The sequence below is a fragment of the Paenibacillus sp. DCT19 genome (assembly GCF_003268635.1).
In the GTDB taxonomy this organism is placed as follows: domain Bacteria; phylum Bacillota; class Bacilli; order Paenibacillales; family Paenibacillaceae; genus Paenibacillus.
On the sequence record NZ_CP029639.1, the window covers coordinates 2514047 to 2537015 of the forward strand.

Annotated in this window: 17 protein-coding genes and 3 pseudogenes; all 20 read left to right on the top strand. The window is 45.7% G+C overall.

All coding sequences use genetic code 11. The annotated features are described in order from the left end of the window. Positions 1 to 166 precede the first annotated feature (166 nt). The 20 genes and pseudogenes from DMB88_RS11315 to dapA all read left to right on the top strand — a co-directional run bounded on the left by DMB88_RS11315 (position 167) and on the right by dapA (position 22967). Positions 167 to 4485: pseudogene (locus DMB88_RS11315) on the top strand (PolC-type DNA polymerase III). Positions 4486 to 4738: 253 nt separating this feature from the next. Beyond that, positions 4739 to 5200: a ribosome maturation factor RimP gene (gene rimP, locus DMB88_RS11320; protein WP_128101426.1), complete on the top strand. Its 462-nt coding sequence runs from the start codon at positions 4739 to 4741 to the stop codon at positions 5198 to 5200. Between the two features lie 123 nt (positions 5201 to 5323). Continuing rightward, positions 5324 to 6421 carry a transcription termination factor NusA gene (gene nusA / locus DMB88_RS11325; RefSeq protein WP_128101427.1) on the top strand — a complete coding sequence of 366 codons (1098 nt, stop codon included), beginning with the start codon at positions 5324 to 5326 and terminating at the stop codon, positions 6419 to 6421. Positions 6422 to 6447: 26 nt separating this feature from the next. Next, a complete protein-coding gene (locus tag DMB88_RS11330; protein ID WP_128101428.1) occupies positions 6448 to 6756 on the top strand; it encodes an RNase P modulator RnpM in 309 nt (102 codons plus the stop codon). Further along, positions 6749 to 7075 (top strand): L7Ae/L30e/S12e/Gadd45 family ribosomal protein, encoded by a 327-nt coding sequence (locus DMB88_RS11335; RefSeq protein WP_174715283.1) that lies wholly within the window; start codon positions 6749 to 6751, stop codon positions 7073 to 7075. The genes DMB88_RS11330 and DMB88_RS11335 overlap by 8 nt, the downstream gene beginning before the upstream one ends. After that, positions 7068 to 9650, top strand: a complete 2583-nt coding sequence (infB, locus tag DMB88_RS11340) for a translation initiation factor IF-2 (RefSeq protein ID WP_128101430.1) — start codon at positions 7068 to 7070, stop codon at positions 9648 to 9650. The genes DMB88_RS11335 and infB overlap by 8 nt, the downstream gene beginning before the upstream one ends. A 25-nt stretch (positions 9651 to 9675) precedes the next feature. Next, on the top strand, positions 9676 to 10035 hold the full coding sequence (gene rbfA, locus DMB88_RS11345) for a 30S ribosome-binding factor RbfA (RefSeq protein ID WP_056700664.1): 360 nt from the start codon (positions 9676 to 9678) through the stop codon (positions 10033 to 10035). Positions 10036 to 10054: 19 nt separating this feature from the next. Then, positions 10055 to 11032 (top strand): DHH family phosphoesterase, encoded by a 978-nt coding sequence (locus tag DMB88_RS11350; RefSeq protein ID WP_128101431.1) that lies wholly within the window; start codon positions 10055 to 10057, stop codon positions 11030 to 11032. Continuing rightward, positions 11026 to 11949 (top strand): tRNA pseudouridine(55) synthase TruB, encoded by a 924-nt coding sequence (gene truB, locus DMB88_RS11355; RefSeq protein ID WP_128101432.1) that lies wholly within the window; start codon positions 11026 to 11028, stop codon positions 11947 to 11949. Before DMB88_RS11350 ends, truB begins: the two co-directional genes overlap by 7 nt. Positions 11950 to 12016: 67 nt before the next feature. After that, positions 12017 to 12955: a bifunctional riboflavin kinase/FAD synthetase gene (locus DMB88_RS11360; RefSeq protein ID WP_128101433.1), complete on the top strand. Its 939-nt coding sequence runs from the start codon at positions 12017 to 12019 to the stop codon at positions 12953 to 12955. Between the two features lie 159 nt (positions 12956 to 13114). Then, complete coding sequence (gene rpsO, locus DMB88_RS11365) at positions 13115 to 13384, top strand: 30S ribosomal protein S15 (RefSeq protein WP_128101434.1); 270 nt, start codon at positions 13115 to 13117, stop codon at positions 13382 to 13384. A gap of 276 nt (positions 13385 to 13660) precedes the next feature. Then, positions 13661 to 15763 carry a polyribonucleotide nucleotidyltransferase gene (pnp, locus tag DMB88_RS11370; RefSeq protein WP_128101435.1) on the top strand — a complete coding sequence of 701 codons (2103 nt, stop codon included), beginning with the start codon at positions 13661 to 13663 and terminating at the stop codon, positions 15761 to 15763. Positions 15764 to 15956: 193 nt separating this feature from the next. Next, positions 15957 to 16951: pseudogene (locus DMB88_RS11375) on the top strand (polysaccharide deacetylase family protein). Between the two features lie 101 nt (positions 16952 to 17052). Beyond that, positions 17053 to 18335, top strand: a pseudogene (locus DMB88_RS11380) (M16 family metallopeptidase). Next, a complete protein-coding gene (gene dut / locus DMB88_RS11385) occupies positions 18295 to 18741 on the top strand; it encodes a dUTP diphosphatase (protein ID WP_174715284.1) in 447 nt (148 codons plus the stop codon). The pseudogene DMB88_RS11380 and the gene dut overlap by 41 nt, the downstream one beginning before the upstream one ends. 178 nt (positions 18742 to 18919) lie before the next feature. Continuing rightward, positions 18920 to 19819 (top strand): dipicolinate synthase subunit DpsA, encoded by a 900-nt coding sequence (gene dpsA / locus DMB88_RS11390; protein ID WP_128101436.1) that lies wholly within the window; start codon positions 18920 to 18922, stop codon positions 19817 to 19819. Further along, positions 19816 to 20412, top strand: coding sequence for a dipicolinate synthase subunit B (locus DMB88_RS11395; RefSeq protein ID WP_128101437.1), 597 nt, complete (start codon positions 19816 to 19818; stop codon positions 20410 to 20412). Before dpsA ends, DMB88_RS11395 begins: the two co-directional genes overlap by 4 nt. A 117-nt stretch (positions 20413 to 20529) precedes the next feature. Then, positions 20530 to 20772 (top strand): hypothetical protein, encoded by a 243-nt coding sequence (locus tag DMB88_RS11400; RefSeq protein WP_128101438.1) that lies wholly within the window; start codon positions 20530 to 20532, stop codon positions 20770 to 20772. Between the two features lie 59 nt (positions 20773 to 20831). Next, entirely contained in the window at positions 20832 to 22049 is a 1218-nt protein-coding gene (gene dapG, locus DMB88_RS11405) for an aspartate kinase (protein ID WP_128101439.1), read from the top strand. A gap of 42 nt (positions 22050 to 22091) precedes the next feature. After that, positions 22092 to 22967 (top strand): 4-hydroxy-tetrahydrodipicolinate synthase, encoded by an 876-nt coding sequence (gene dapA, locus DMB88_RS11410; protein ID WP_128101440.1) that lies wholly within the window; start codon positions 22092 to 22094, stop codon positions 22965 to 22967. The last annotated feature ends 2 nt before the right edge of the window (positions 22968 to 22969 follow it).

A 22969-nucleotide genomic window follows, 5' to 3' on the forward strand; every position in this document is an offset into this window, starting at 1 on the left:
CATTGAAATTATGAAAACATAATTTCAATCTAGCAAAAGGTTGTTTGCTGGTTAAGGTAGGAATGAAAAGCTTCTGTCGGATAAAATGAGTCGGTGCCGTTCGGATCGGGGACATTTTTGATTACAGAGGCTTTTCATGCTTTGAGGGGCAACGAGGAGGAACATTATGAGTGGATTCGAGGAGAAGAGAAAAAGATTTGAATTATTGATGAAACAGACGGATCTTCCGGCAGGGCTGGTGGAGCCTTATTTTATGGATGGTTGGATTGAACAGGTGGAAACAAGCCGTAGTAATCGAGACTGGACTATTTTGATTGCCAAGGATACCTTGGTGCCTGCTCCGATCTATCGTACATTCTGCCTGCATATTCAGGAGAAAATGAACCATATTGCCAAAATTTCGTTTGGCTTTAAGTATAGTGATTCCGTTTTGTCTACAGATATAGTGAGTGAGTACTGGAATTTGTTCCTTGAATGGGTTGCTCGTGAAATTCCATCGGTTAATGGCTGGATGAGCCGTACCAAATTTGAATGTGAAGCGGACTTATTGCAATTGACCATGAGTGATGCAACATCGATGGAGCTTGCGAAGAAGAAGCAAATTGATCAAGCAATTACCCGTTTTTATGAGAAGTATTTCCATACACCGCTGAAAGTCAAAATGAAAGTAGGTCAGATGGAGAGCAACAAAGAAGCATTAGAACAGTTCCAGCTTAAAAAACAGGAAGAAGAGCGTCAGGTCATTGAGAAGATGATGAGTGAGGTAGAACCTGAAATGCCTGAAGAAGAAGAGCAAGGGGATGTCCGTCTGCAGATGGGATATGACATCAAAGAACCCGCTGTTCCGATGCAGGAAATTCAGGATGAAGAGAAGAAGGTCACCTTGCAAGGGACGATTTTTGGTCTGGATCGCAAGGAATTGCGTAATGGTAATACGTTGTTCACCTTCTATCTGACAGACTTTACGGATTCCATGCAAATGAAAATGTTTGCGAAAACAAAAGAAGATGTGCGAATTCTAAGTTTGTTGGCGAATGGGAAATGGGTGAAAGTACGTGGTCGTGTTGAATATGACCGTTTCATGCAGATCCCTGAACTTGCAATGATTCCTTCAGACTTGGTTGAAGTAAAGGCACCGCCATCCCGCAAGGATAAAGCTGCCGAGAAACGGGTGGAATTCCATTTGCACTCTACCATGAGTACGATGGATGCTGTGACCTCCATTGATAAGTATGTGAAAACCGCAGCAGAGTGGGGACATAAAGCCATTGCTGTGAGTGATCATGGTGGTGTTCAGGTATACCCGGAGGCAGCAAAAGCAGCTAAGAAAAACGGGATTAAAATGATCTATGGACTAGAAGCCAATGTAGTGAATGATTCTGTGGCCGTCGTTTTGAATCCTCAGCCATTGGATCTCAGGGCCTCAACGTATATCGTTTTTGATATTGAGACCACCGGTCTCTCTGTAACTCAGAACAAAATCATTGAGATTGCAGCAGTGAAGGTGGAAGATGGCAAGGAGATTGATCGTTTTGCTACGTTTGTGAATCCGCATGAACGAATTCCATATAACATCCAGCAGTTGACCAACATCAATGATGAGATGGTGAAAGACGCTCCGGAACTCGAACCTGTCATCCAAGACTTTGTGAAATTTGCAGGAGATGGCATTCTGGTCGCTCATAACGCACGTTTTGATATGGGCTTTATCCAGGCTTCGTTAAAACAATTGGGTATGCCTGAGTTAACGAATCCAGTGCTTGATACGCTGGAACTCGCAAGATTGTTGTATCCAAAAATGAAAAACCACCGTCTTAATACACTCGCAGATAAATATAAAGTGGCCCTTGAAAGCCATCACCGAGCAATTGATGATACAATTGCGCTCGCAGGTATTCTTAATGGGTTGGTGAATGATGCCGCTCAGTTAAAAGGGCTAACGATGCTTGATCGACTGAATGATTATGTTGGTGTGGATCTATCGAATACACGTCCATTCCATTGTGGAATATATGCACTGAATGATATTGGTAAGAAAAATCTCTATAAATTGGTTTCTCTCTCTCATACAGAGCATTTTAAACGGGTGCCCTGCATTCCTAAATCCAAACTAGTCAATTTACGCGAAGGTCTGATTATCTTGTCTGGCTGTGAAAAAGGTGAGTTCTTCGAAGCAGTGCTTAACAAATCGCTTGAAGAAGCTGAGGAGATTGCAGAGTTTTATGACATTCTGGAGATTCAACCTCTGACGATGTACATGCACCTCGTTGATAAAGGGCTAGTTGCGACCCCAGAAGAGATCAAAACAGCGATACAGAAAGTCATTAATATCGGTGCGAAGCAGGAGAAACCTGTTATTGCCACAGGCAATGTTCACTACTTGGAGCCACGTGACAAGCTATATCGTGATATTACGATTCACGGCATTACGGGATTTAGCCCGTTGAAAGATCAGCGCAAGCCAGATGCCCACTTGAGAACAACGGATGAAATGCTGGAAGAGTTCAAGTTCCTAGGTCAAGATAAAGCCTACGAGGTTGTTGTGACCAATACGGTTGAACTTGCTGACCGTTTTGAAGAAATCAAGCTGTTCCCGGACAAGCTGTTCACACCAATTCTGGAAGGTGCGGACGAAGAAATTCGTAACACCTGCTATAATACGGCGAAGTCAATCTATGGAGAAGATTTACCAGAGGTCATTATCGCACGATTGGAAAAAGAACTGATCCCGATTATTAAATACGGTTTCTCTGCCAACTATCTCATATCGGAACGGTTGGTTAAAAAGTCGAACCAGGATGGTTATCTTGTAGGTTCTCGGGCTCGGTTGGTTCATCGGTTGTTGCTACGTTCCTCGGCATCTCTGAGGTTAATCCATTGCCTGCGCATTACATCTGTATAAATTCGGAATGTAAACACAGTGAGTGGTTCCTTGACGGGAGTGTTCGAAGCGGGTTTGACCTTCCTGAGAAGGAGTGTCCGGATTGCGGAAACACGCTGAAAGGTGAAGGGCAAGATATTCCGTTTGAGACCTTCCTTGGATTTAAAGGGGATAAGGTTCCCGATATCGACTTGAACTTCTCAGGGGATTACCAGCCACATGCACATAACTATACCAAGGTACTATTTAGTGAGAAAAGTGTATTCCGTGCTGGAACCATCGGTACCGTAGCTGAGAAGACTGCATTTGGATTTGCCAAGAAATACGAGGAAGAGCATCATAAGAAATGGCGCGGAGCAGAGCTGAATCGCTTAGCTTCAGGATGTACGGGCGTAAAACGGAGCACTGGACAGCACCCCGGTGGGATTGTCGTAGTACCAGATTACATTGAAGTTGAAGATGTAACTCCAGTACAGTACCCAGCAGATGATGTTACCGCAGAGTGGAAAACGACACACTTTGACTATCATGCTTTCGAAGAAAATTTGTTGAAGCTTGATATCTTAGGTCACGATGATCCGACAATGATGCGGATGTTGCAGGATTTGACAGGAATCGATCCAACAACAATTCCGATGAATGATCCGAAAGTCATGAGTATGTTCAACTCTACAGAAGCTCTTGGCGTATCACCTGAACAGATTCGTTCCCCTGTTGCCACATTTGGAGTACCGGAGATGGGAACGAAATTTGTGCGTCAGATGTTAATTGAATCTCAGCCGACTTCATTTGCCGATTTGCTGCAGATTTCTGGTCTGTCTCACGGAACGGGAGTATGGTTAGGTAACGCACAGGATCTCATCAAAAACGGAACATGTAATATCAAAACCGTAATTGGATGTCGAGATGATATCATGTTGTTCCTCATTTATAAGGCTGGCATGGATGCAAGCTTGGCCTTTAAAATTACGGAAAGTGTGCGTAAGGGTAGAGGTTTGCCGCAGGAATGGATTGATGAGATGAAAAATTGTAAAGTGCCGCAATGGTACATTGATTCTTGTCTCAAGATCCAGTACATGTTCCCTAAAGCTCACGCGGCTGCTTATGTTATTTCCGCAGTTCGTACCGCGTTCTTCAAGCTTTATCACCCCATTGAGTATTATGCGACATACTTTACAGTACGCGCAGATGAGTTTGACATTGGACTGGTATGTCAGGGGTATGAAGCGATCTATAAGAAGATCGTAGAAATTGAACAATTAGGATTCCAAGCACCACCAAAAGAAAAAAACATGCTGCCAATTCTTGAGATGGCGCTCGAGATGACAGCTCGTGGATTCTCGCTGAAGCCGATCGACCTCTATCGCTCAGAAGCAACGAAGTTCATTGTTGATGGAACCTCATTGATTCCTCCGTTCTCCGCTTTGGCAGGAATTGGTGACAATGCTGCGCGTAATATCGCAGGTGCCAGAGATCATGGTGAGTTCCTGTCGATTGAGGACTTCCAGCAGAAGTCTAAGGCATCTAAAACGATTGTCGAACTGTTGTCCAGTATGGGTTGTTTCCGGGGTCTTCCTGAGAGCAATCAACTCTCTCTTTTCTAATGTAGTCTTTACTGGGGCAAACATGGTTAAGGTCAACTCGTAATTTTTTCTTCATTAGTGTGTAATTTGCCTTAAAGATCGCTTACTTGTCACTATTACCAGACTATGTTATAATTTTTGAAGTGAACGAGATAGTACGAATTTCTGAAGAGTGGGGAAACCCACTCTTTAGTCTTTGGTATACAAGAATCTTGGGTATTTAATCATCTGCCAGCGATGATGCTGGTGTAACCTAAGTTGGAGGTTATCGGTTTTGAGCACAACGAACATTAAAGATACCGTGGAAGAAATGATCCAACCCTACTTGAATGAACAAGGCTTCGAGCTGGTTGACATCGAATACGTCAAAGAAGGCAGCAACTGGTTTTTACGGGTGTATGTCGACAAAGAAGGTGGCATCGACATCGACGATTGCGTCTTGATCAGCGAAAAGCTGAGCGCCAAGCTGGATGAGAACGATCCGATTCCAACCGTCTATTTCCTTGAAGTGTCTTCTCCCGGTGCGGAACGTCCACTGAAAAAAGCGGCGGATGTTGCCAAAGCCGTAGGCAAAAATGTCTTTGTGACAACCTACGAGCCGGTGAATGGAATGAAGGAATTCGAAGGCAAATTGCTTTCCTTTGATAACGGGGAGCTTGTCATCGAAGCAGGCAAGAAACAGCATGCCGTTTCTTACGAAAAGGTTGCCAGTGCGCGCCTAGCTATTTTGTTTTAAGTGCCTTGTTCACTTTATTAATGAAAAAGACACATCTCACGATAACGGCAAGGTGCTCAGGAGTTCAGAGCCTTTCGCCGTTTTACGTATGAGATGCCATGTTTGAAAGGGGGATCAACATTCATGAGTATGGATTTTATTGAAGCAATGAATGAGTTGGAGCGTGAAAAAGGGATCAGTAAGGATGTGCTGTTTGAAGCGATCGAGGCAGCCCTGATCTCCAGCTACAAGCGGAATTTCAACACCGCTCAGAACGTGCGTGTTGATATGAACCGCAATACTGGGGTTATCCGGGTATATGCTCGCAAACTGATCGTGGAGGAAGTTCTTGATTCACGTACCGAAATTTCATTGCCTGCTGCACGAGAAATCAACCCACACTTCCAGCTGGAAGATATTGCGGAGATCGAAGTAACGCCACGCGATTTTGGCCGTATCGCCGCACAAACTGCCAAACAGGTAGTGACCCAGCGGATTCGTGAAGCCGAACGTGGCCTGATCTACAACGCTTTCGTTGATAAGGAAGAGGATATCGTGACGGGAGTAGTGCAGCGTCAGGATTTGCGCAATATCTACATCGATCTGGGCAAAATCGAAGCGGCTTTACCGCTGACCGAATTGATGCCAAACGAGAAATTTGTTCATGGTGATCGTATTAAAGCTTACATCACCAAGGTCGAGAATACGACCAAAGGGCCGCAAATCATTTTGTCCCGTACACACCCGGGCTTGTTGAAACGCCTCTTTGAACTGGAAGTTCCTGAAATTTTCGACGGTGTGGTTGAGATTAGATCCGTTGCGCGTGAAGCGGGCTTCCGCTCCAAAATCGCTGTGCATTCCCGTAATGAGGAAGTAGATCCAGTTGGATCATGCGTAGGCCCTAAAGGGATGCGCGTGCAGACCATTGTGGGTGAGCTGCGCGGTGAAAAAATTGACATTGTTCGTTACTCCGATCAGGTGGACGAATATGTGGCTAATGCACTGAGTCCTTCCAAGGTGTTGGAAGTTCAAGTGTTTGAGGAAGAAAAGATGGCTCGGGTTATCGTTCCGGACTATCAACTGTCCCTCGCAATCGGGATCAAAGGTCAAAATGCCCGATTGGCAGCCAAGCTGACCGGCTGGAAAATCGACATTAAGAGCGAGAGCCAGGCGGAACAGGAATTCGGCAGAGAAAAAGATTCTTCTTCGGAAATGCATCAAGATTCCGTCTCCGTCGACTAAAGTAAAGCACGGGGGGGCGTTAACGTATGAAAACCAAAAAAGTACCGCTGCGCAAATGTGTGGCGTGTCAGGAAATGATGCCTAAAAAGCAACTAATCCGAATCGTTAAGACGCCAGAGGATGAAGTGCTGATCGATTTAACTGGCAAAAAATCCGGACGTGGTGCTTATTTATGCGGTAAGGAATCCTGTTTTAAGCTTGCACTTAAAAACCGGTCTTTGGATCGGGCGCTAAAAGGCAAGGTTTCACCGGAAATTTATGAGCAATTGGCTGCAGACTTTATTAAGGTAGAGGATGCATTCAAGGCTGCACAGGAGCGTGAAGAAGATGAGTAATAAGACGTTGTCTTATCTAGGACTTTCCATGCGTGCAGGCAAACTTGTTACAGGTGAAGAAATTGTGCTCAAAGCAATCCGTTCTTCCGAAGCTAAGATGGTTATTGTTGCGGGCGACGCCTCGGCCAATACACAAAAGAAATTTCGCGACAAATGCGGAACATATAAAGTTCCTCTAGTAATCGGATTTGACCGTGATAGTTTAGGTTCAAGTATCGGTAAAGAAACGCGGGTTGTCCTTGCAGTAACGGACCGTGGGTTTGCAAAAATGATCTCCAAGCAAGTCGGTATAATGTCGGAGGTGGAGTATATTGAGTAAACAGGAAAACAAGGATAAATTGCGGGTTTATGAATATGCGAAGTCCCTAAATATGAGTAGTAAAGAAATTATAACCATTCTTAAAAAGCTGGATATTCCCGTAAACAATCATATGAGTGTCATGGAGAATGGATCAGTGGGTAAGGTGGAACAATTTTTTAAAGATATAAAATCCACTGCAGCCTCTAAACAAAGTAATGAAGCAAAACAGGTTGCTACTTCCGCAGTGGGTAGTGACAAAACAGTGGACAACAACAAGCCGGCCGGCGGAGCGAACACGCCGAGTAACAGTAATTCATCCGGTAGTCCCGTACTAACAAAAATACAACAGGAAAAGCAGGTAGGTATGAACAACAGACCAAATTCCAACAATAACAATGGCTCCCAAAGACCTAGCGGCCAAGATAGCCGCAACAGAACCAATTCTTCCCAAGGCTCCAGCCAGGGAGGACAATCGAATAACCGTCCAAGACCAGCTCAAGGCGGACAAAGCAGTACTTCATCCCGTCCGCAAGGTTCAGGACAACAACGTCCAAACAATAGCGGTGGCGGTCAAGCAAGAAGTGGTGGACCAAACAGTGGTGGCACTGGTGGCAACCGTACTGGCGGCCAAGGTCAAAGCCAAGGGCAAGGCCAAGGCCAACGCAGAGGCGGACAAGGCAATTCGGGTAGTAACAATAACAGCGGTAACCGTTCAAATAGCGGTGGCGGCGGTCGTCGTTATGATGACAACCGTGGCGGTAACTTCCGTGGTAACCGTGGCGGAAAAAACAATCGCAACAGAAATCAACAACAGTACCAACAACGTGAGAAAATTGATAACACGCCTAAGAAAATCATCGTTCGCGGTGACATGACTGTAGGTGAAACTGCGAAGCTGCTTCACAAAGATGCTTCCGAAGTTATCAAAAAACTCATCGGCATGGGCGTTATGGCTACAATCAACCAAGAACTCGATATTGACACGATTCTTCTGCTTGCAGGCGAATTCGGCGTTGAGGTTGAAGTGAAGATTGTGCTTGAAGATGATCGTTTCGAAACGGTAGAAGAGAATGATGATCCAGCAGATCTTCAATCCCGTCCTCCAGTTGTAACGATCATGGGTCACGTTGACCATGGTAAAACAACATTGCTTGATGCGATTCGTTCTACGAACGTAACGGGCGGCGAAGCTGGCGGTATTACGCAGCATATCGGTGCTTATCAAGTTGAAATTAACAACAAAAAAATTACGTTCCTCGATACTCCGGGTCACGAAGCGTTCACAGCGATGCGTGCACGTGGAGCTCAAGTGACGGATATTACGATTATCGTCGTAGCAGCTGATGATGGTGTAATGCCACAAACAGTTGAGGCAATCAACCATGCCAAAGCGGCAGGTCTACCTATTATCGTTGCTGTTAACAAAATCGATAAGCCAGGTGCAGATGCGGATAAAGTGAAGCAAGAGTTGACTAACTACGAACTCGTTCCAGAAGAATGGGGCGGAGACACGATCTTTGTTAACGTTTCTGCGAAACAAAGAATCGGTTTGGAAGGTCTGCTTGAGATGATCTTGCTCGTTGCAGAGGTGAATGAATACAAAGCGAACCCGGACAAACGTGCCCGTGGTACAGTGATCGAAGCCGAGCTGGATAAAGGACGTGGCCCAGTTGCACGTATCCTCGTACAGCACGGTACATTGAAAGTCGGAGATGCGTTCGTAGCAGGTAACTGCTTCGGTCGTGTACGTGCGATGGTCAATGACAAAGGCCGCAGATTAAAAGAAGCAGGCCCATCAACGCCTGTTGAAATCACAGGTTTGACTGAGGTTCCAGGTGCGGGTGATCCGTTTATGGTGTTTGAAGATGAGCGTAAAGCTCGTTCCATCGCCGACAAACGTGCGATTACGCAACGTGAATCCGATCTGGGTACAAACACTCGTGTAACGCTGGATGATCTGTTCCAACACATCAAAGACGGTGAAATCAAAGACTTGAACGTAATCATTAAAGGTGACGTGCAAGGTTCGGTTGAAGCATTGAAAGGTTCCCTTGCTAAAATCGAGGTTGAAGGTGTGCGCGTGAAGATCATTCACAGCGGTGCTGGTGCAATCACAGAATCCGATATCATCTTGGCAGCTGCATCTAATGCCATCGTGATTGGTTTCAACGTTCGTCCAGATAACCAAGCGAAAATCACAGCAGATCAAGAACAAGTAGACATTCGTCTGCATCGTGTCATCTATAGCGTAATCGAAGAGATTGAACAAGCGATGAAAGGTATGCTTGATCCAATCTACAAAGAAAATGTTATCGGTCACGCAGAAGTTCGTAGCACATTCAAAATTAGTAAAGTCGGAACCATTGCAGGTTGTATGGTTACTTCGGGTAAAATTACACGTTCTGCGGAAGCACGCTTGATTCGTGATGGCATTGTCCTTTATGAAGGTAAGCTGGATTCCCTGAAACGTTACAAAGATGATGCTAAAGAAGTAGCTCAAGGCTACGAGTGCGGTATCACCCTGGATAACTACAACGATCTCAAAGAAGGCGACGTTATCGAAGCTTTCGTAATGGAGACTGTACAACGATAAGCAAGGAAGCATGAGGTGAACAACAATGGCTAAGATTCGTACAGGTAGAGTGGGCGAGCAGATCAAGAAAGAATTGAGTGTGCTCATCCAGTCAGAACTGAAAGATCCACGGATCGGTTTTATTACCGTAACGGGAGTTGAAGTAACTGGCGACTTGTCGCAAGCCAAAGTTTATCTGAGTGTCTTCGGTGAACAGGAACAGAAGGATAACTCGCTCAAAGCTCTGGAAAAAGCAAATGGATTTTTGCGTTCAGAGCTGGGCAAGCGTATCCGGTTCCGCCACGTTCCCGAGTTGATATTCAAGATCGACGAATCCATCGCTTATGGTAGCCGGATTGAGAAGCTACTTGGCGATATTGGTTCAGACAAGAACGAATCCCAGTAACAGAATAGAGGAGACGGCAATGCACACTTATGAACAGGCGCTTCAAAGCGGAAAGCAATTTCTGCTGGAGCATGATGATTACCTGGTCGTGTCGCATGTACAGCCGGACGGTGACGCAGTCAGCTCGACGGTAACGGTGGGCTGGCTGCTGTCATGTCTGGGCAAAACATTCACGATGATTAATGAAGGTGAAATTCCCGGGCGTATGCGCTTTTTATGGGGAGCAGAAGACATCGTGAACATGACCGAACAACCACCAACGCGAAAATTTAAAGCAGTCATTTGTGTAGACTGTGCTGATTTTGCAAGAGTAGGCTTGACTCGTCATTATTTTGAAGAAGATGCAGTCATTTTGAATATTGATCATCATCCCACCAATAACGCATACGGAACTGTGAACATAATAAAACCAGATGCTGCAGCAACAGCAGAGATTTTGTTTGATTTTGTGAACCTGTTTCCAGTGACGTTGGATAAAGATGCAGCGACAGCCATCTACACTGGTTTGTTAACCGATACAGGTGGGTTTCGTTATGCCAACACGAGTCCAAACGTAATGACAACTGCTTCCAAGTTGCTTGAACACGGTGTAGACGGCCCTTACCTCGCTCAGACTTTACTTGAGCAAGTTACTTTGCCTCAAGTTCGTATTTTGAATCAGGCGCTGAACAGCCTACAAATGACGGATGATGGCAAGATTGCTTGGGTTGTTATCACGCCCGAAGATATGATTACTTGTGGTGCGGCTAATGAAGATCTTGAAGGCATTGTGAACTACCCACGTAATATTCAAGGTGTGGAAGTAGGGATCTTTTTCAAGGTCATTAATGATTCAGCCGTAAAAGTATCGCTTCGCTCTGCAGGTAAGGTTGATGTAGCTGCGCTTGCGCAGACATTTGGCGGAGGTGGCCATGTACTGGCTGCGGGTTGCCGATTAGAAGGTAAGCTAGAAGACATCGTAGCTAAAGTGCTGAAGCAGGTGAATGCACAATGGTAAAACCGTTGGAAGGTATATTAGCGGTATATAAACCAGCAGGTTACACGTCGCATGATGTCGTTGCCAAACTACGGCGTATTCTGAAAATGAAGCGTATCGGACATACAGGAACATTAGATCCACAGGTTACGGGTGTTCTTCCGCTTTGTCTTGGACGTGCTACACGGGTGGTTGAGTATATGCAGGAACTGCCTAAGGAATATGTGGCTACACTACGTCTTGGTCTCTCGACAGATACAGAGGACATGACAGGTGAAGTCATTGAGCGTTCGGAAGAAGCTGTCAACGTGACGGAAGCGCAGGTACGTCTTGTGCTGGAGAAGTTTCAGGGTACGATCTCTCAGGTTCCACCGATGTATTCAGCCCTTAAAGTGGATGGCAAACGTCTGTATGAACTTGCTCGTGAAGGGAAAACGGTTGAGCGCAAAAGCCGTGAAGTGACGATCTATGAGCTTGAATTCACCGGGATGGAGACTCATGGAGACACAACGGATATCTCATTCCGTGCATTGTGTTCTAAAGGTACGTATATTCGAACGTTATGTGTGGATATTGGGCGTGAGCTAGGTTATCCTTCCACGATGGTGCAGCTCGAACGCACCATGTCGGCAGGGATTCCCGCAGATCGTTGTTTGACAATTGAAGAGGTTGAGCAGCGTATGGCAGAGAATACAATAACCGAAGCATTCATACCAGTAGACGAAGCAATTGACTTTATACCGTCACACACGGTTAATGATGAACTAGCCAAGGGAGCTCTTCAGGGTCAGAAGTTGTCTGCGCGTCTGTTAGAGCCACCTGTAGATCAACCTGGCCTTCTGCGGTTATACACCCAGGATCGGACGTTTCTGGGCATTTTTGAACGAGACGAACTTAAAGCGACAGTCAGAGCAGTCAAGGTGTTTTTGCCCGAATAACGGATCTTGAGTTTAGACTGTGTAGATGATAAGCTCTGTCTATCAAGTGAAATGCAGGTGAATGATTGTGAAAACCGTAATGCTAACATATCCGCAGACATTGACTTCTGATGAGCTGCATACACAGCCCCAAGTGCTAGCTATTGGTCAATTTGACGGACTGCATCTCGGACATGCAAGCGTCATTTTGTCAGCTGTCCGCATTGCCCGTGAAACTGGTGTGCAAGCGGCGGTAATGACCTTTCATCCTCATCCGAAGGAAGTCATGCGAAAAGGCGATTATGAAGGATATTTGACTCCATTGCGAGACAAGGAAGAAATCCTGGCGGGGCTCGGCATAGACATATTATATGTTGTTGAATTCAACGACGAATTCTCGAAATTGACTCCAGAGCAATTCGCTCATGATCTGTTGTTGCCACTTCAGACGCGTACGGCTGTTGTCGGTTTTGATTTCCGGTTTGGACATCAAGGAGCAGGCGACGAACAACTGCTTCGGTCGTTGGGTGGTAACGACATGACGGTTGAGACAGTGCCTCCTTTCTTGTTAAACGGGGATAAGGTAAGCAGTTCGCTCATTCGAGGGCTGCTCAAACGTGGGCAGATGGATGAAGCTAGTCAGTGGCTGGGTCGACCTTACAGTATCCGAGGAACCGTGATTCATGGGGAGAAGCGTGGTCGTACCATTGGTTTCCCAACGGCTAACCTTGAACTATTGGATCGTTATGTGATTCCAGCCAAAGGCGTATATGCAGTTCGAGTGCAATATGGAGAACAGATGCTGCGTGGGGTTATGAATTTAGGTGTGAAGCCGACTTTCCACGAAAGTGGGATGAAGCCTACATTTGAAGTGCATCTGCTTGATTTTGAAGGGCAGTTGTATGATCAAGAATTGAAGGTAGAGCTTGTTCACTATATTCGTGAAGAGCGTAAATTTGCCTCAATTGATGCATTGATCAGCCAGATCCGTGAGGATGCATTGACGGCTGCTCGTTTGTTATCCTAAAAAAATGAAACAAAATGTAGGTTGAGATTTACTTTAGCCTACGAACTATGATACAATGTACTACGTTGTCGATTGAGACAACAGACAACCTTAGCTTGGTTGCATGCTCTCACCGGCGGTTACGAGGCTAATGGCGATTATATGAAGGAGGTGAATAGGATGGCATTGACTCAAGAACGTAAACAACAACTGATCAGCGAGCACAAAACTCACGAGTCCGATACAGGATCTCCAGAGGTGCAAGTTGCTATCCTTACGGAAAACATCAGAAGTTTGACAGACCACTTGCGTACGCATAAGAAAGACCACCACTCACGTCGTGGACTTTTGAAAATGGTAGGTCAACGTCGTAAGCTTTTGGCTTACGTGAAAAACAAAGATGTTAAACGTTACAGCGCATTGATCGAGAAACTCGGATTGCGTCGCTAATTATCGTACATGTTTTCAAAACCAACCTGGCTGTTATCCGCCTTCCTTTTGTCTAAAAGGACAAGCGGAACTTACAGCCGGGTTGTTTTGTAGATGAACATGTTGCCATATATTTGTAGATGGGAGCTCCGCAAGGAGCTTTTGTTTTGCTAGTGGGTTTATTGCCCTGAAAATGAAATGTTGAAACCTGCCGATGCTAATGAATGTTGGACAAGCAGGAAATACTGTGAAGATGCAGAATCCATTGTGTTAGGAACGATTAAAAGGAGGGATTTCATGGAAAAGCGTGTAGAAATGCAACTTGGCGGAAGAACGCTTGTGCTTGAAACAGGTCGTTTGGCTAAACAAGCTAACGCTGCGGTTAAGGTAACGTACGGAGATACCGTTGTATTGTGTACCGTTACAGCATCCAGCGAACCAAAAGATTTAGACTTTTTCCCATTGACGGTTAACTATGAAGAGAGATTGTACGCTGTAGGTAAGATTCCGGGGGGATTCATCAAACGTGAAGGCAGACCGAGTGAAAAGGCGATTCTTTCCAGCCGTCTGACTGACCGTCCGATTCGTCCATTGTTCCCAGAAGGCTTCCGTAATGATGTTCAAGTTCTCAACATCGTTATGAGTGTTGATCAGGACTGTGAACCACAAATTGCTGCGATGATCGGTACGTCGGCTGCATTGAGCATTTCAGATGTTCCATTCAGCGGGCCAATCGGTGGTGTAAAAGTGGGACGTATTGATGGCGAGTTCATCATTAACCCAACAATTGCACAGCTTGAAGTAAGTGAGATCGAGCTTGTGGTAGCTGGAACCAAAGATGCCATTATGATGGTCGAAGCTGAAGCTAACGAAGTGCCAGAAGAAATCATGCTGGAAGCAATCATGTTTGGTCATGATGAGATCAAAAACATTGTAGCTGTGATAGAACAGCTGGTAGCAGTAGCTGGCAAAGAAAAAATGGCTGTGAAACTGCATGCAGTTAACGCTGATGTAAATAGCAGTGTTCGTGAATTTGCGAGTGCACGTCTCGTTGAAGCCGTTAAAATTGCGGAGAAGCATGCTCGTCAGGATGCAATTGATGTAGTGAATGACGAAACGGTTGCTCACTTTGAAGAGAAATACATCGAAACACCTGAACTGCTCAAAGATGTAAAAGAAGTGCTTCACGATATCGTAAAAGAAGAAGTACGTCGCCTCATTACGCATGATAAGGTTCGTCCGGATGGCCGTGGCCTGGCTGAGATTCGTCCAATTGAGTGTGACACATCCCTGTTGCCACGTACACATGGTTCTGGTCTGTTTACGCGTGGTCAAACACAAGCACTTAGCATTTGTACGCTTGGTGCGCTCGGTGATGTTCAAATTTTGGATGGTATCAGTCTGGAAGAAACTAAACGTTTCATGCACCACTACAACTTCCCACCGTTCAGCGTAGGCGAAGCTCGTCCATTGCGTGCCCCTGGTCGTCGTGAAATCGGACATGGTGCATTGGGTGAACGTGCATTGGCTAAAGTAATTCCTTCCGAAACAGACTTCCCGTACACGATTCGTCTTGTATCTGAAGTGCTTGAATCCAACGGTTCCACTTCACAAGCAAGTATCTGTGCGAGCACACTCGCGATGATGGATGCTGGTGTACCAATCAAAGCTCCAGTTGCAGGTGTCGCTATGGGTCTAATCAAAGACGGCGATCACGTTTCGATCCTGAGCGATATTCAAGGTATGGAAGATCACCTGGGCGATATGGACTTTAAAGTAGCTGGAACACCTGAAGGTGTAACTGCAATTCAAATGGACATCAAAATTGATGGTATTGATCGTCAAATTTTGTCTGAAGCATTGGCTCAAGCCAAAGAAGGTCGTATGCACATCTTGGGCAAAATGACTGAAGTAATGAAAACTCCACGTGAGCAGTTGTCACAGTATGCTCCTAAAATTACGACAATGCACATTAATCCGGACAAAATCCGTGATGTTATCGGTGCAGGTGGTAAAATTATCAATAAAATCATCGAAGAAACCGGTGTTAAAATTGATATTGAACAAGATGGACGTGTCTTTATTGCTTCCTCTAATCAGGAGATGAACGATAAAGCGAAGGCAATCATCGAAGGCATCGTGCGTGAAGTACTGGTTGGCGAAATTTATGTCGGCAAAGTAAAACGTGTAGAAAAATTCGGTGCATTTGTTGAAGTTCTTCCGAATAAAGAAGGTTTGGTACACATCTCACAACTGTCAACAGAACGTGTTGCCAAAGTGGAAGATGTTGTAGCTATTGGTGATTCCATTACGGTTAAAGTAACGGAAATTGACCCACAAGGTCGCATCAACCTGTCACGTAAAGCTGTATTGACGACAGAAGCTCCGGCTCAATCTTAAGTTTACAGTTTAAGTTATAAAGGTTCATTGAATGAAGAGACAGAAGGTTGTATTTCTGGCTCTTTTTTTAACGCCCGAAATAGGTTTCATCTACGGAAAACTGCAAGAAAAGTGACAGCAAGCCGTGTGTTTTATTCATATTCTTGCCCTTGTCCTCATATGATGGGGACAAAGACGGCGGGAGGATGGAGCTGTGAGAAAAAAGTCTAAAAAGCTGGCTGCAGTTCTGGCGGGTATAATCACGGTTATATTAGTCGGACAAGTAGACAGTGTTCGTACATACATCACGGAGATTCGTGATGGACCGGGAACTCAAAATGCATTTGACATGTTCAAAGAGGCTACGGGTGAAGATGCTTTGTTAACAGCTATACGGGAAAAAGCAGCTGAGACTAAAATTGCTCCAATTAATGCCAAAGTAGATCGGGTATGGAAAGCAATTCCCGGATATAATGGAACAGAGATTGATGTGGAGGCTACGTATCGAAAGGCGCTCGGAGGAAATCTGAATACCAAAATTTCGTATATTTATCGGCAAACGGAACCGGAGATTGGTCTCAAGGATCTAGGGGCACATCCGATATACCGCGGTAATCCAGAGAAGCCTATGGTTTCTTTTATGATCAATGTAGCTTGGGGGAATGAATTTATTGTCCCGATGCTCGATACACTCGATGCAGAGCAGGTAAAAGCGACTTTTTTCTTGGATGGTAGTTGGTTAAGCAAAAATGCGGAACTTGCAAAAGAGATTCAAAAACGTGGACATGAGTTATCAAACCATGCCTATTCCCACCCTAATATGAGTCGATTGAGTGCAGAACGGGCAAGGCTGGAGATCAGTAAGACGCAGGATTTATTGCAGAAGACGTTGGGGTAGAAAATCGTTGGTTTGCACCCCCATCTGGAGACTTTAATCAAAAAACGGTAGATATTGCTTCCAGCATGGGTTTGCAAACCGTGTTATGGACACTGGATACCGTGGACTGGCGTAAGCCAAGCTCGGCGTCGGTTGTAGCCAAAATTGCCAAAAACGTGGATGCTGGAACCTTAATCCTAATGCATCCAACGGCTGCTTCCTCAGGCGCGTTAAAAGGCATGATCGAATCTATTCGAGCCAAAGGACTTACCTTAGGTACGGTCACGGAAACCTTATCTTCGGAGCGAGTGAAGGCTAAGGCGGTTGAGTGAACGATGTTTTTTTGTTAATATCAAACAGTTGGAACCAAATGTCGATTTCAATTTAATTTTATTGAGATCAGGGCAATTATAGAGATGTAGGAGGGCCAACCGTGAAAAAAATTCAGCTGGGCAATGGCCTCAGGGTTGTCATGGAACAGATTCCGACCTGTCGTTCCGTGTCTTTCGGTATATGGGTCAAAACAGGTTCGCGTAATGAACAGCTTGCAAGCAACGGGGTTTCTCATTTTATTGAGCATATGTTGTTCAAGGGAACGGATCGTTACGATGCAAAAGCGATTGCGGAGCAATTTGATGCTATTGGTGGTAATGTTAATGCCTTTACTTCAAAAGAATACACTTGTTATTATGCAAAAGTATTGGACGAACATCTGCCGATTGCAGTAGACGTATTGTCTGATATGTTTTTCCGTTCCAAAATGGATGAGGGTGAACTGAGCAAGGAAAAGAATGTCATCCTTGAAGAAATATCGATGTACGAAGATACACCAGATGATATGGTGCATGATCTTATGGCACTCGCTGCTTATGGCGAGCATCCGCTGGCTTATCCAATTCTAGGTACGGAAGAACGTCTCAAGTCGATGGATTCGAGCCATCTGCGTGCATATATGAAGGAGCACTATACCATCGAAAATACCGTCATTAGTATTGCAGGCAATATTGATGACAGTGTCATTGAATTAATGGAAAAGCATTTTGGTGAGTTCGATGTAAACGGGGTTGCCGAGCAAGTGACGGAGCCTAAATTCCAGAGTGGACAGCTCTTCCACAAGAAAAAAACCGAACAGAATCATATCTGTATCTCTTTCCCAGGCTGCAAAATTGGTGATCCGCTTCAGTTCGCTATGGTTGTGCTGAACAATGCCATCGGCGGGGAATGAGTTCTAGACTGTTCCAGGAAATTCGGGAGAAACGTGGTTTGGCTTACTCAGTCTATTCCTATCATAGCTCTCATGCGGACAGCGGGCTCTTCACAATCTATGCAGGTACTGCGCCGAAGCAGACGAAGGAAGTATTGGATCTAACAAAAGAGGTGCTTAATGACCTGGCAGTTCATGGTTTGTCCGAAGATGAACTACGCAAAGGAAAAGAACAGCTCAAAGGAAGTCTGATCCTCAGTTTGGAGAGCACGGGCAGTCGTATGAACCGTCTCGGTAAAAACGAGCTTATGCTGGGCAGACATCATACGTTAGATGAAATGATTGCCAAAATTGAACAAGTAACCATGGACGATATCGATGCTGTACTAAACCTGATGTTTGCCGAGCCTTTTGCTCTTGCGATGGTTGGGGCTTCGGATCGATCTATTGCTGGACTCAGAAGGGATGATTTTGTTGCATTACGTTCAAATTCAAAAGCTACCGGGCAATGAAGATATTAAGCTGCCACAAAAAATGTCGGAGCTTGCTTCCGGTTTTGATGTAGTAGCCGCATTACAGGAAGAAGTTACATTGCAACCGGGTCAACGTACACTTATTCCAACAGGTCTCGCAATGGCTATGCCTGCAGGACTTGAAGCACAGATCCGTCCACGTAGTGGACTTGCATTCAAACACGGGATTACGTGTCTGAACACACCCGGCACCATTGATGCCGACTATCGTGGAGAAGTAAAGGTGCTGCTCATTAATCTTGGGCAAGAGCCATTTACAATTGTACGTGGGGAGCGCATTGCTCAAATCGTTTTTCAAACGGTACCTGCAGTCGAGTTATCTGAAGTAAGTGAGCTTTCGGAAACGATTCGTGGAGAAGGCGGATTTGGTCATACAGGTAAATAAATGAAGTACATATGCATTCTTGGTCGAGTCGATCGCGATGACTAGGTATGCGCATGTGAACGGATAAGGAAGAGTCATCCCGATACAGTGGGATGGCTCTTTTTTTAATGTGTCTTCACCCCTATGTAGGCAACTGCATACGATAAGGCATACGTGTGGTGAAAGGAGTGACGTCCCGATGCTGACCGGTGTCCGGATAGTAGTCCTGGGCGGAGATGCGCGGCAGCTTGAAGTCATTCAAAAGTGCGCAGAGTTGGATGCGACGATAACCGTGGTTGGATTCGACAAGCTGGAGTGCTCAATTCCGGGAATTGAACTTCAGGAATTGGATGATGAAGTATTTGCTTCCGCAGATGTATTGGTTCTCCCCGTAATAGGTTGTGATGACCAGGGTAAAGTGAATACGTCATTCAGTGAGTTGCCAATCTTTCTTAAAAAGGAGCATGTTGCGGCATTGCCGGAGCATTGCATTGTCTTTACAGGCATGGCTAAACCATTCTTACGTAATGTTTGCCAAGAGAATGGCCTGCGCTTGGTCGAAGTGCTGGATCGTGATGATATTGCGCTCTATAACTCTATTCCGACAGCAGAGGGTGCCATCGCTATGGCGATTCGCGAAACGGACTTTACGATCCACGGGTCGGAATGTATTGTGCTTGGTTTGGGTCGTACGGGGTTTACCATGGCCAAAACATTACAGGGACTTGGAGCAAATGTACGGGTAGGAGTTAGGCGTGAAGAGGATGTTGCTCGCGCGACAATTATGGGCTGGAAGCCTTTTATGACAACGGATTTGGCTGCTCAAACCGGGGAAGTTGACTTGCTTTTTAATACGATACCGACTATGATAATCACAGCACAAATCCTGTCCAGAATGCCGCAAAAAGCAGTCATTATCGATCTTGCATCTGCCCCTGGGGGCTGTGATTTTCGGTATGCTGAGAAACGCGGTATGAAGGCGCTTCTTGCGCCTGGCCTCCCCGGTATAGTTGCTCCCAAAACGGCTGGCGGCATTATTGCCGACGCGTTGATCCGTTTGCTTTTGGAAGAACAAAACGCACGGGAGGTTGAACAATGAACTGGCAGGGAAAAACGGTAGGTTACGCAATTACAGGGTCTCATTGTACGTTTGAAGAGGTTATGCCGGTCATTAGTCGGTTCGTAGCTGAAGGCGCAAATGTGATCCCTATTATTTCCAATTCAGTTTTAACGACGGATACACGTTTTGGAACGGCTCAGAATTGGCAGAAACAGTTGAAAGATATAACGGGTAATGATATTATTTCTACAATTGTTGAGGCGGAACCGTTAGGGCCTTCCAAATTGCTGGATGTACTCGTTATCGCTCCTTGCACAGGGAATACGACGAGTAAGCTCGCTAATGCAATGACCGATAGTCCAGTGCTAATGGCAGCCAAAGCGCAGATGCGTAATCAGCGTCCTGTCGTACTCGCTATTTCTACGAATGATGGTCTTGGTCTGAATGCGGCGAACATTGCCAAACTACTTGTCGCTAAATACATGTATTTTGTGCCGTTTGGGCAGGATGATCCGGTGAAGAAACCTAATTCGTTAGTAGCTAAGATGGGACTGATTCCGGAAGCTTGCTGGAGTGCACTGGATGGTAAACAGCTGCAGCCGATGATTGTTGAGCGTTCTCCACAAGCTTAATGTAGTTTATTATATAATCACGGTTTGCTGTTAGATACGGTTTCGCAGAGGAACAAGTTCAAGGATAACGGTTATACGCTTGAAGAGATGCATAAGGTTCGATAGACAAAGAAAATCATGGGGGACGATCAACCAGGTGTGAACACCAGCCTGTGTCCGCGTTCCTGTCGTGTAAGGGCATTCCTGTTTGCGATGCTTAAAGGTTACCGCAAGCGGGATGCGTTCAGAGGTCTTGCATATCATGGCGGTAACAATCGTGACCCGTATGTAGATTGTCTGGTGCAAACATTCTACCAACGGGGATGCCATGTATGTCATACAGTGGGTGAAGTTATCGCATCGGGACGCTCCCTAGGTTGATCCATTTGTTGATTTGGCCCGTGTCTAGTCTTCTTGCGTACACAAATGGAGGAATAAAGATGCGCATCATGGTACAGAAATTCGGAGGCACGTCGCTATCTACCGTTCAGGCTAGAGAGCACGTGCTCCGTCATATTAAACGTGAGCTTGAAGCAGGCCTAAGTTTGGTGGTTGTTGTTTCCGCCATGGGTCGCCGAGGTGAGCCTTACGCAACAGATACATTACTGGACTGGACTGCCCAGAACGGAAATGCCATATCTGCACGTGAGAAGGATTTACTGCTGTGCTGTGGTGAAATCATATCGGCAACCACACTGAGCAGTTTGCTGGAACATGAAGGGATATCTACGACAGTGCTGACCGGAGCGCAGGCAGGGTTTGTGACGGACGACAATTTCGGGAATGCCCGGATTTTGGATGTCCGTCCTGTTCGTGTACTGGAGCAGCTTGGTCAGGGACGTGTCGTTATTGTTACAGGGTTTCAAGGGCAGACGGAGAATGGAGACTTTACTACGCTAGGTCGTGGTGGAAGTGATACTTCGGCTACAGCATTGGGTGCTGCGCTACGTGCGGAGATGGTAGATATTTATACCGATGTCAATGGCATATTGACTGCCGATCCTCGAATCGTAGAGGATGCGCGTCCTTTGACTGTTGTGAGTTATGCTGAAATCTGTAATATGGCGCACCATGGTGCCAAGGTCATCCATCCTCGTGCAGTAGAGATTGCCATGCAAGCGCAAATTCCGGTGCGGGTTCGCTCTACTTTTGCCGACAGTGAAGGTACACTGGTAACACATCCCGAAGGATTTCAGGATGTACAGACAGGCATTATTGACCGTTATGTAACAGGTATAGCCTATGTAAGCAATGTAACTCAGATTGCGGTTGAAGTTCCAGGCGGTGCGGATCGGTTACAGCTTAAGGTGTTTAAAACCATGGCTGAGAATTCGATTAGTGTCGATTTTATTAATGTGACCCCATCGGGAGTCGTATATACGGTGTTTGACAGTGATTCTGAGAAAGCGATTCAAGTTTTGCAGGAGATTGGTCTCAAACCCCAAAGTTTGTCCGGTTGTGCCAAAGTATCAGTGATCGGTGGAGGCATTAATGGTGTACCAGGGATCATGGCTAGAATTGTGGAGTCATTAACGCTAGCAGATATTCAGATTCTGCAATCCGCAGATTCCAACACCACCATCTGGGTACTTGTAAAAAAAGAAGATATGGTTCAGGCATTGAGGGCGCTTCACGCCTCATTCGAACTTCATTTATAAGCTGAATTGAACCGAGCAGACCTGTTTTGAGGAGGAATCGAAGTGGACTTTGGAAGATTGATTACAGCAATGGTCACTCCGTTTAACGATCAAGGAGAGATTCATTGGGAGGAAACAGCACGACTAATTGACTATCTGATTGTAGAACAAAAGTCTGAAACACTTGTTGTTTCTGGAACGACAGGGGAGTCTCCCACGCTTAGCGATTCGGAAAAGGTACAACTTTTCGAGTTTACAGTCAAACATGCTGCTGGCCGTTGCAAAATTATCGCCGGCACGGGAAGTAACAATACGGCACATTCGATCCACCTGACGCAAGAAGCCGAACGCGTAGGTGCTGATGGTGTATTGTTGGTGGTTCCTTATTACAACAAGCCAAGTCAGGAAGGGATGTTTAAACATTTTGAGGCCATCGCAGCCTCGACTAAACTTCCGGTTATGCTCTATAACGTTCCTGGACGTACAGTAGCAAGCCTTACTGCGGCTACAACACTTCGCCTTGCTCAGATTCCAAACATTATTGCAACGAAAGAGTGTGCCTCCTTAGAGCACGTTACGTTAATCGCTGCAGGTGCTCCTGAGAATTTCAGAGTGTACACAGGAGATGATGCTTCTGGATTGCCTGCGCTTGCTGTAGGTGCCCACGGCATCGTAAGTGTAGCAAGTCATGTGATTGGTGCAGAAATGAAAACGATGATTGATTCGTTTATTGGAGGAGATCCTCTGCAAGCCGCTAAGATTCATCAGAAGCTCTTTCCAATTTTCAAAGGCCTATTTGATTGTCCGCAGCCCCTTCCTAACCCTGTAGCGGTGAAATACGCACTGACAATGCGTGGGTTAAACGTAGGTTCAGTGCGCCTTCCGCTCATTGCTCCAACGGAAGAAGAGCAAGTGTATATTCGCGGGCTGTTTAACTAGAG